We start from the raw sequence: 10,116 nt of genomic DNA, 5'->3' as shown, positions 1-10,116 counted from the left end.
TCATCCCCACCGTGACCTGGACAGTTCATCGGTCGCCGTCAACGCGCAGGAGAGCGCCCGGTGAACACCACGCTAAGAACGGTGGACATCGCGACCACTGGTCAGAGCCGCGTAGTCCCGACTGATCGCCGCGGCGGCCGTCTGCAGGAGGGTGACATAGGGCAGTACGGGAGCGGCGTCGTTGGGGACGATGACGGAGAGCGCGCCCAACAGGTCATCCTGATGCCCCCGCAGGGGCACCGCGATGCCGCGCGCGGCGGTGTGCAGGAAGCCATCATTGACTACGTGACCGGTGCGGCGGATCTCGGCGAGGCGGCGGCGGATCTGGCCCGGGTCTGTCACGGTCATCGAGGTGAACTGCTGCAGCCCGCCGGCCAGGGCGGCCTCCTGCTCCCGCTCCGGCAGCCACGCGAGCTGCACGAGCCCGGAGGAGGAGGCCAGTGCGGGCAGCCGCTGGCCGATCACCGAATAGTTCACGACGGCGTCCGGTGCGGACAGGCGTTCGATGAACAGGACGTCGCGGCCCGAGAGGATCCCGATCTGTGCATGCTGCCGGACGGCATGGTGGACCTTCTGCAGGTGCGGCAGGGCTGCGGCGCGCAGGCCGGCGGCACCGGGGGAGCGTGCCGACCATTCCCAGATCCGCGCGCCGAGCCGGTAGGTCCGGTCCGGGGCGCGTTCGAGCAGGCCCAGCGAGGTGAGCTCTCCCAACAGGCGGTGAGTGGTGGAGACGGGGCTGCCGGTGCGCTGCGCGATGTCCGTGGCGGTGAGGAACACCGAGCTGGAATCGAAGGCATCCAACAAGTCCACCGCACGGCTCAGTGAGGACCGGCCCGCGGACGTTCTGGCCATGCGTTTCCTTTCAAAGGGAGGACTCCGGTGAGATCAGTGTGACATGACTCATAGTCGGAGGCACCCCCGTTAACCAAGGAGACCACGATGCTCACACGAAAACTCCGGGATGCCCGCCGCCGCGGACTGCTGACCGCCGGCGCGCTGTCCGTCGCCGCGCTGACCTTGACCGCCTGCGGTGCCGGCTCACCCAGCAGCGCCGAGGCGGATGCCGCCGAATCGTCCTCCGCCACCGGGGCGGGCTCGGGCGGGCTGGAGCCCGTCAACATCGGCTACTTCCCGCTCGTGCACACCTCCACCCTCGTCAATGCCGACGAGCAGGGGTACCTCGAGGAGGTCGGCATCGATGCCGAGCTGACCCAGACCCAGGGTGGCGCGGCAGCCATTCCGGCCCTGGCCTCCGGCAATGTCGATGTCACCTACGCCAACTACACCTCGGCCCTGCTCGCCGCCCAGCAGGGTCTGCCCATCGTCCTGATCGCCGGCAACGACGTCGGCGCTGACGATCACGGCATCTACGTGGGCCCGGATTCCGGCATCGAGGAGATCGCCGACCTGAAGGGCAAGAGCTTCGCGGTGAACAACTTGCAGAACATCGGCACGGTGGCCCTCTACGCCCAGCTGGAGGAGGCCGGGCTCTCGCCGGCCGACGTCGAGGTGATGGAGATGCCGTACCCGGACATGGCAGCCGCCGTGCAGAACGGCAACGTGGACGCCGTCTGGCAGGTGGAGCCTTTCCAGGTTGTCGCCGAACAGGAGGGACTCGTGAAGATCGGCAACCTCTTCGACGGGCCTGCCGCGGACATGCCGGTGGCCGGATGGATCACCACCCGGGACTACGCCGAGGCGAACCCCGAGATCATCACCGGTCTACGTGACTCCCTCAGCCGGTCCATCGAGGACCTGGACGGAAACCGCGAGGCCTTCGCCGCCCTGGTGCCGGAGTTCACCACCGTGACCGCGGAGGTGGTGGAGGAGATCGAGCTGCCCGTGTTCTCCGCCGAGCTGGACCTCGAGAAGCTCCAGCAGGGCGCGGATCTGATGCTCGAATATGACCTGATCGACGAGGCCCTGGACGTCCAGGGCACGGCCTACACCGACTGACAGGAGAAGCCCTCATGACTGACACCACCGCCATCCAGGCCCCGGTGAGCCCCCACGGGGAGCGACCCGCCCCACCCCTGACCGTCCCGCCTGCACCCGCCGGCGTCCCGGTGGTCGACCGTGACCCGTTCTCGGACGAGACGCTGACCGATCCCTACCCCCTGCACGAGGCCCTGCGGGAGGCCGGCCCCGTCGCCTGGCTGCCCCGGTACGGCGTCTACGCGGTGGCCCGGTACGACGAGGTGGTCCACGTGCTGCAGAACCACGAGATCTTCGTGTCCGGACGCGGTGTGGGCCTCTCGGATTACCAGAAGGAGAAGCCCTGGCGGCCGCCGTCGCTGTTGCTGGAGGCGGACCCTCCCCAGCACACCCAGGCCCGCAAGGTCGCGACCTCGGTGTTCAACCCCAAGACCATGCGCCAGATCCGGGAGGAGTTCCAGGAGACCGCCCACCGGATGGTGGACGATCTCTTCGCCGAGGGCTCCACGGTGGAGATTGACGGGGTGGCCGAGCTCGCCGCCGCGTACCCGCTGTCCGTCTTCCCGGATTTCATCGGCCTGTCCGAGGCCGGGCGGGAGAACCTGCTGCCCTACGGCAATATGGCGTTCAACGCCTTCGGCCCTCAGAACCACCTCTACGATCAGGCCATGGAGACTGGAGGCCGGGCAGCTCCGTGGATCGTCGAGCAGTGCGTGGTGGGCACCCCGAAGCCCGGGCGGTTCGGTGCGGCCCTCCATGAGAAGGCCGCCGAGGCGGGGCTGGACGAGGACGAGGCGGCGCGGTTGCTGCGGTCCTTCCTGACCGCCGGCGTGGACACGACCGTTCACGGCATCGGTGCCGCGCTGCGCGAGCTGGCCGAGCACCCGGAGCAGTGGGCCGCCTTGCGCCAGGACCCGTCCAAGGCACGGGCGGCCTTCGATGAGACCGTCCGCTACGTGGCTCCCGTCCAGACCTTCTTTCGCACCGTGAACGAGGACACCGAGGTGTCCGGTGTGCACCTGCCCGAGGGATCCAAGATCCTGATGTTCCTGGCCGCCGCGAACCGGGATCCGCGCCACTGGGAGAACCCGGACACTTTTGACATCAGCCGCCAGGCGTCCGGCCACGTGGGCTTCGGCTTCGGCATCCACTCCTGCGTCGGCCAGATCATGGCCCGTCTCGAGGGTGAATGCCTGCTGGGGGCACTGGCCCGCCGGGTGGGCACGCTCGAGGTGGTCGGGGAGGCCCGGCTGCAGCTCAACAACACCCTGCGCGGTTGGGACAGCCTGCCGCTGCGGCTGACCGCGGCCTGATCCCTACTGCAGGACGTCCACCACGAGGCCGTCCAGGCCGGCCTCGGCATCCTCGATGATGCCGGCCTCCTGTGCGGCCTGCGCTCCGCGCTGCATGGCCTGCTCGGGGAAGCCCCAGCCGAATGTGGTGAGGATCATGGTCTGGGCAGTCTCCGGGTCGATCTCCGTGAAGTTGGAGAGCTCGGTCCGGAACTCCTCCGGGTGCTCGGTGGCGTACTCCTGGGACTTCTGGACGACCTCCACGAAGTCCTGGACGAACTGCGGGTCCTGGGCCCACTTCTGTTCCGAGGTCAGGTAGACGGCCGTGACGAACTCCGGGTCCACGTCGATGTAGGGGTCGGCGATCAGGCGATGTCCGGCCTCCTTGGCATTGCCGAGGAACGGCTCCGAGGTGGAGATGGCGTCCACGGAGCTACGCTCCAGGGCCGGCTGCATGTCCGGCAGGGCCAGTTCGAGGAAGTTCACCGCATCCGGGTCTCCGCCGGCCTTCTTCACGGACTGCCGGATGGCCGCCTCGTGGAGCCCTTTGACCGCGTTGACGGCCACGGACTTGCCCTCGAGGTCGCCGGCATCCTGGATCTCGGAATCGGCGGGGACCACGATGCCACCGTGGTCAGCACCGGGCTCGCCGGTGGTGCGGCCGCCCTCGGCCACGGCGATCACCGGAAGCCCCTTCTCGCGGGCCTGGAAGGCGTTGACGCTGCCGGTGTAGACCATGTCGTACTGGTCCTGCAGCAGGGCCGGGATGGAGATCGAGCTTCCGGTGGTGAACTGGATGTCGATCGTCATGCCCTTCTCGGCGAAGAAGCCCTTCTCCTCGCCGAGGTAGATAGCCGCCACGTCCACCACGGGGACGGCAGCCACGCGAACGGTCTGCAATTCGCCGTCGGCCGCGGGATCGGGGGCAGTGGAGGCCGCAGCGGAGCCGGCGCCCGTTGTGGCCCCCTCCGAGGTGGCGGCGCCGGAGGTGGTGCCGCCCCCCCCCGCAGCCGGTCAGCAACAGCATGGAGGCGGCCGCGGTGGCGAGGGTGGCGCGAAGTCTGTTCATGAGTACCTGCCTTGGGTGATCCGGAGGGGCCCGGCGGAGCGTGACCGGGAGGGCCACTTTCCGAGTTGCAATTGCAACGAGTGTCGCATCTCACATACGATTCGACAAGTACCCAAAAATCTAGGACGTGTGGATTCAGGCGTGATCGAGCGAGGGCGGGTTGTTCATCAGCGGAATGTTCTCGTACATCCGCCGCAGGAAGGACTGCAGCACCGCACGTTCTTCCGTGGAGAAGCCCTGCACCATCAGCTCGGCGCGCTCCAGGGCCACGGGCAGCACCGCATCGTGCACCTCGGCGCCCTGGGGGGTCAGGAACAAGCGGCGGCGGGATCCCTCCTGCTCCCAGCAGATGAGTCCCTTGTCCCGCAGGCGCTGGAGGCGGCGGCTGACCACCGACTTGTCCAGGGCCACCTGCTCCGAGATGTCCACGGCCTGGCATCCCGGGCGGTTGGACAGCGTGGACAGGATGGCGAAGTCCGGCGAGGTGACTCCGAACCGCTCGTTGTAGATCCGCGACCCGCCCCACACATGGGCGTTGTCCACGAGGGACAGGTAGGCCGGGGGGAAGGTCTCCCGGTCGATGGTGTGCTTGAGTCGGGTGCGGATCGGTTCGGCGGCGGACGTCATGAGGCCCATCAAACCATCAGTAGTGACCATTCCAGAGACGAAGGACAGCATGAAGAAGCTCCTCAACGACCCGCGCAACGTGGTGGTCGAATCCCTGACCGGACTGGTGCGAATGAATCCGGGCCTGCGGCTGCTGGAGGGCTCCCGCACGGTGGTGGAGGCAGGGGCCTCCGAGCGTGGCCGGGTGGCCGTCCTCTCCGGTGGTGGTGCCGGCCATGAGCCCGCGCATGCGGGATTCGTGGGAGCCGGGATGCTGACCGGTGCGGTCTCGGGTGAGGTGTTCACCTCCCCCTCGGCGGACGACATCCTGGCCGGCATCCGCGCGGTGGACTCCGGGGCCGGGGTGCTGCTGATCGTGAAGAACTACACGGGAGACCGGCTGAATTTCGGATTGGCCGCGGAGCTGGCCCGCGCGGACGGCTTCGACGTCCGGATGGTCGTGGTGGCGGATGATGTCGCCCTCGCCGGGTCCAGCGACCACGCAGGGCATCGCGGTATCGCCGGCACGGTCCTGGTGCACAAGATCGCCGGGGCCGCGGCTGCCGCGGGCCAGGACCTGGATGCTGCGGCACGAGCGGCGCAGTCTGCGGCGGACTCCCTCGCCACCATGGGCGTGGCCCTGGGCTCGTGCACGGTGCCGGCCGCCGGCAGCCCGAGCTTCGAGCTCGGCGAGGATGAGGTCGAGTGGGGCCTGGGGATCCATGGGGAGCAGGGGGTGGAACGCTCAGCCCTGGCCTCCGCCGCCGAGACCGTGGACCGGTTGCTGTCCGCCTGCCTGGCGGTGGGTCGGATTCCCGACGCCGGCCGTCTCGCCCTGCTGGTCAACAACCTGGGCGGCAGCTCGGCGATGGAGGTCTCCCTGGTGGCCGACGCCGCCCTGACCTGGTTGCAGGAGCGTGGGCTCGATGTGGTGCGGGCGTGGTCCGGCACCTTCTTGACGGCCATGGAGATGGAAGGCGTGTCCGTGTCCCTCCTGGCCGTGGACGACGGCCTACTGGACCTTCTGGATGCGCCGGCGCAGACGTCGGCGTGGCCTGCCCTCTCCGGCCGGGTGAACGCCGAGCCGTTCCTGGCGGCGCCGCCGGCCGAGGCGTTCGGCCTAAAGGGTCCGGCGCTCGCCGGACGTGGGTGGACGGTGCTGGAGGCTGTCCTGCGGGCGTTGCAGGACGCGGAGCCTGAGCTCACGGCCATGGACCAGCAGGTGGGCGACGGCGACCTCGGCCACAGCCTGGACCGCGGCGCCCGCGCGGTGCTTCAGGAACAGGCCAGCCTGCCGTGCCGTGCGGACCTGCTGCTGCGGCGGGTCTCCGCGGTGGTCCGCAAGAGCATCGGGGGCACCTCGGGGCCGCTGTATGCGGTCTTCCTGCTGAAGGCCTCGGAGGCGCTGACCGGCATCGACCGGCCTGCATCCGCTGACTGGGCCAGGGCGCTGGCCGCCGGCCAGCATGGGATCCAGGATCTGGGCGGGGCCGGCCCGGGGGACCGCACCATGCTTGATGCCCTCGCCCCGGCGGCTGAGGCCTTCGCCGGTGCCGGGTCCGAACCGCTGGTGGTGGCCCTGCGCGCCGCTGCCGACGCGGCCCGGGCCGGCGCCGAGGCCACCGCGGACATGGCCCCTCGCCGGGGCCGCTCCAGTTATGCGGGGGACCGCGTCAAGGGGCACCTGGACCCGGGTGCCTGGGCCGTCTACCTGTGGCTGGACGCGGCAGCCCGGGCGGTGGAGAGCTCTGATTAGCCCGGGGACATGGCTGCGCGGCTTGCCACGAGTGCCACAGACGTGACGACTCCCCATCAGCGGGAGTGCGCTACTTCAGCGTCACCCGCATCGGCATGGAGGTGTAGCCGCGCAGCCAGTGGTTGAGCTTGCGTACGGGTTCGGCCGTGACCTCGAGCGAGTCCACGCGGGTGGCGAAGGCCGTCAACAGGCATTCGGCCTCCATGCGGGCCATCATCTGGCCCACGCAGGCGTGGATGCCGTAGCCGAAGGCCGCGTGCCCGCGGACGTCCCGGGTGATGTCAAAAACCTCCGGGTCGGTCCAGCGGCGCGGGTCCCGGTTGGCGGCGGAGAGGCACGTGATGATCTTCTGCTCTGGTTCCAGCACCACGCCGCCGAGTGCGGTGCGCGTGCCCACGGTCCGGCCGATGTAGGGGCTCGGGGCATGGCAGCGCAACGTCTCCTCGAAGACCGTGCGGGCCAGGGACGGGTCCTCGCGGAGTGCGGACCAGGCGTCCGGGGCGCGGGTCAGGGCCAGCAGGGCGTTGCCGATCCCGAGCATGGTGGTGTCCAGCCCGGCGGAGAGGAAGGTCCGCACCAGCAGTCCGGCCGTCTCCTCCGTGATGGCACCCTCGTCCGCCGCGGTGAAGAACTTTCCGGCCAGCTTGGTCTGGTCCAGGTTCTCGCGGCGCATCTGCCATTCCACATACTCCGTGGCCTCGGCCGCCTGGACCACGGCCTCCTCATAGAGCGCATCGTCTCGAGGGCCCATGGCCTGGAAGTTCAGGTTGGCGTATTTCAGCAGGTACTGCCGCCCCTCCGGGGCCAGCCCGACGGCGTCCGGCAGGACCCGCAGCGGGTAGGCCTCGGCGAGGTCCGTCACGGCATCGAATTCGCCCCGGGCGCAGACCTCGTCCACCACGGCGAACGCCTCGGCCTGGAAGTCCTCCTTGAGCTGCTTGACGATCTTGAGGGAGAGCACGGAGTTCATGAGCTTGCGCGTGGCGGTGTGCTGCGGTTGGTCCTGTTCCAGGATCACGCTCGGCTTGCGCCAGTTCGCCTCCAGTGCGGTATTCGTCAGGCCGGTGCCGTGCGAGGAGATGAAGGTCTCCTGGTCCAGGAAGATCTCCTGGACCAGGTCCGCCCGCCCCGTGGCCCAGATGCCGTGGGACTCGAGCCAGACGATCGGGCCGGCCTCCCGGATCGCGTCCTCGACGGGGTGGGGGTCCTGCAGCGAAGGAACGGAGAAGGGGTCCACATCGAGCGTGGGCGCGCCGCTGGCCACGGTGGTCATGGTCTCTCCTTCACCGGCACCCAGGCCGATCGTTGCAATTGCAACTCAGTGTGCCATGAGTCACTGCCTCAAGCAATGTCCGAGGTCTTGCGCCGGCGCCGCTCCTCATCGATCCGGGCGATGTGGGGCGCGAAATTCGCCTCGGCGAAGGTGACCATCTCGGTGATGCGGCGCGGGGGCCGGCGTCGGGCCTGGGGTTTGAGCCAGGCGATGTGGACGAAGACGTTCCCGTCATCGACGTGCAGGGGGACCTCGACCACCGGGTGGCCGTCCACGGTCCAGGGGGAGGCGTCCGGTTGCACCAGGATGGCCACCCCCAGGCCTTTGCCCACGAGGGCGCGGGTCAGCGGCAGGGACGTGGTGACCCAGGAGATGCGCTCGTCGTCCTCCGTGGTGTCCAGGTCCCGAAGCGTGTTGGCCTTGCTCGGGGCATCGCCGAGCAGGATGATCTTCTCCGCGGTCAGGTCGGCCAGGGTCACGGAGGGCCGGTCCGCCAGCGGGTGGTCGGCCGGCATCAGGACGTAGGGCGGCCGCTCGAGGATGGGCTGGTGGTCCACCTCGGGCGGGACCTCGTGGAGGTAGGTGAACCCCACGTCGATGGCGCCGGAGGTCAGGCCGGCCATCAGCTCGGCATGCTGGACCTCCACGAAGGACAGCTCCACCAGGGGGTGCTCCTCGGCGAAGTCTCCCAGGAGCAGGGGCAGGACATAGGGGGCCAGGGTCTGGTAGACGCCGATCGTCAGCGGGCCGCGCAGCTGACCGTCCCGCTCCTGCAGGATCCGGCCGGCCTCCTGGGCGGCGTGGAGGACGATCCCCGCCTCGCGGTGCAGCTGGCGGCCCGCGGCCGTGGGCCAGGCGCCCTGGGCCTTGCGGCGGACGAGGAGGCGCTGGCCGACCTGCTTCTCCAGCTCGTCGATCGCCGAGGACACCGAGGACTGGGCCGTGTGCAGGTCACGGGCGGCGGCGGAGAGGGAGCCGGTGCGCACCACGGCGTCGAAGATCTCCAACTGGCGCAGGGTGAACGGCAGGGCCATGCGTCTCCTTAATCGGTATTAGTGATGAACCACCCCTAATCTTCCACTTTGCGCCGATGTGGTGTCCAGCACATTCTGGAGGTCACGCCACCCTCAGACCCCGGCACTGCCGCCGGGCCGAACCCCAGGAGCCCACCATGCCCACCATCACGTACCACCAGCCCGACGGCGACACCCAGGTCATCGAGCTCGAGAAGCCGGACCGCATCATGCAGGCGGCGCTGAAGAACAGCGTCCCGGGCATCGTCGGGGAATGCGGCGGCCAGGCGATGTGCGCCACCTGCCACGTGTACGTCCGCGAGGAGTACCTGGATGCCCTGCCGGAGATCGGCGACGACGAGGAGGAGATGCTCGAGGTCACCGCCTCCGAGCGTGATGAGCGCCGGAGCCGCCTGGGCTGCCAGGTCGAGGTCGGCGGCAGCGGCCCGGAGTCCATCGAGGTCGACATCCCGGAAGAGCAGGTCTGAGCCATGAGCGCGCAGCAGAACCAGAGCCAGAACCAGAGCCCGTCCGCAGCGGCAGATCAGGAGACCCGAGGCGTCGTGATCATCGGGGGCGGCCAGGCCGGGCTGCAGGCCGCCGCGTCCCTGCGCTCCGAGGGCTTCACCGGCGAGGTCACCATCGTGGCCGAGGAGCCGGGCCTGCCCTACCAGCGGCCGCCGCTGTCCAAGGACTACCTGAAGGCCCGTCTCACGGACGGTGCTGACGGGGTGGGCGGCACCTCGGCCTCGCCGCTGCCCCTGCGCGGGGAGGCGTTCTTCGCGGACCAGTCGATCACGCTGCTCACCGGCCGGACCGCCGTGGCCGTGGACCGGCCGTCCCAGACCGTCGCCCTGGCGGACGGCACGGTGCTGGGCTACGACTCCCTGGTCTTCGCCACCGGGGCCCGCAACCGCGAACTGCCCACCCCGGGCATCGACCTGCCGGGCATCCACGGCCTGCGCACCCTGGCCGACGCCGAACAGCTCGGCGCCGCATTGGACACCGCACGGAACGTGGTGGTGGTCGGCGCCGGGTTCATCGGCCTGGAATTCGCGACGGCGGCCCTCGCCCGGGGCTGTCGGGTCACCGTCCTGGAGTTCGCGCCCCGCCCCATGGGCCGTGCGCTCACCCCGCTGCTGGGGGACTGGTTCGCCGGGGCCCACCGCGAC

The 10,116-nt window shown here is 69.6% G+C and carries 10 protein-coding genes; 5 read left to right on the top strand and 5 right to left on the bottom strand.

Features of this window, described 5'->3' with window-relative positions:
- Positions 1-72 precede the first annotated feature (72 nt).
- Positions 73-852 (bottom strand): IclR family transcriptional regulator, encoded by a 780-nt coding sequence (locus RUH65_RS14180; protein ID WP_313818241.1) that lies wholly within the window; start codon positions 850-852, stop codon positions 73-75.
- An 87-nt stretch (positions 853-939) separates the two neighbouring features.
- Here RUH65_RS14180 and RUH65_RS14175 point away from each other — a divergent pair, with 87 nt between their 5' ends.
- On the top strand, positions 940-1,956 hold the full coding sequence (locus RUH65_RS14175) for an ABC transporter substrate-binding protein (RefSeq protein ID WP_313818239.1): 1,017 nt from the start codon (positions 940-942) through the stop codon (positions 1,954-1,956).
- 14 nt (positions 1,957-1,970) lie between these two features.
- Positions 1,971-3,248 (top strand): cytochrome P450, encoded by a 1,278-nt coding sequence (locus tag RUH65_RS14170; protein ID WP_313818238.1) that lies wholly within the window; start codon positions 1,971-1,973, stop codon positions 3,246-3,248.
- 3 nt (positions 3,249-3,251) lie between these two features.
- Here RUH65_RS14170 and RUH65_RS14165 read toward each other — a convergent pair whose 3' ends face one another.
- Positions 3,252-4,127, bottom strand: coding sequence for an ABC transporter substrate-binding protein (locus RUH65_RS14165; RefSeq protein ID WP_313818237.1), 876 nt, complete (start codon positions 4,125-4,127; stop codon positions 3,252-3,254).
- A gap of 304 nt (positions 4,128-4,431) precedes the next feature.
- Positions 4,432-4,974 (bottom strand): MarR family transcriptional regulator, encoded by a 543-nt coding sequence (locus tag RUH65_RS14160; protein ID WP_313818236.1) that lies wholly within the window; start codon positions 4,972-4,974, stop codon positions 4,432-4,434.
- On the opposite strand from RUH65_RS14160, the gene RUH65_RS14155 reads away from it, so the two are divergent.
- A complete protein-coding gene (locus tag RUH65_RS14155) occupies positions 4,973-6,658 on the top strand; it encodes a dihydroxyacetone kinase family protein (RefSeq protein ID WP_313818235.1) in 1,686 nt (561 codons plus the stop codon). The two genes, RUH65_RS14160 and RUH65_RS14155, sit on opposite strands and share 2 nt — an antisense overlap.
- 70 nt (positions 6,659-6,728) lie before the next feature.
- Here RUH65_RS14155 and RUH65_RS14150 read toward each other — a convergent pair whose 3' ends face one another.
- Together RUH65_RS14150 and RUH65_RS14145 are read right to left on the bottom strand one after the other, a co-directional pair.
- Positions 6,729-7,931, bottom strand: a complete 1,203-nt coding sequence (locus RUH65_RS14150; RefSeq protein ID WP_313818234.1) for a cytochrome P450 — start codon at positions 7,929-7,931, stop codon at positions 6,729-6,731.
- 68 nt (positions 7,932-7,999) lie between these two features.
- Positions 8,000-8,965 (bottom strand): LysR substrate-binding domain-containing protein, encoded by a 966-nt coding sequence (locus RUH65_RS14145; RefSeq protein WP_313818233.1) that lies wholly within the window; start codon positions 8,963-8,965, stop codon positions 8,000-8,002.
- Positions 8,966-9,102: 137 nt separating this feature from the next.
- Here RUH65_RS14145 and RUH65_RS14140 point away from each other — a divergent pair, with 137 nt between their 5' ends.
- Both RUH65_RS14140 and RUH65_RS14135 read left to right on the top strand, forming a co-directional pair.
- Positions 9,103-9,432 carry a 2Fe-2S iron-sulfur cluster-binding protein gene (locus tag RUH65_RS14140; RefSeq protein WP_313818232.1) on the top strand — a complete coding sequence of 110 codons (330 nt, stop codon included), beginning with the start codon at positions 9,103-9,105 and terminating at the stop codon, positions 9,430-9,432.
- Positions 9,433-9,435: 3 nt separating this feature from the next.
- A partial coding sequence (locus RUH65_RS14135) for an FAD-dependent oxidoreductase (RefSeq protein WP_313818231.1) occupies positions 9,436-10,116 on the top strand: 681 nt, incomplete at its 3' end.

It is taken from the genome of Citricoccus sp., assembly GCF_032154715.1.
Classification (GTDB): domain Bacteria; phylum Actinomycetota; class Actinomycetes; order Actinomycetales; family Micrococcaceae; genus Citricoccus.
Note: the sequence above shows the minus strand (reverse complement) of the source record. Positions and strands in the feature narration are given on the sequence as shown.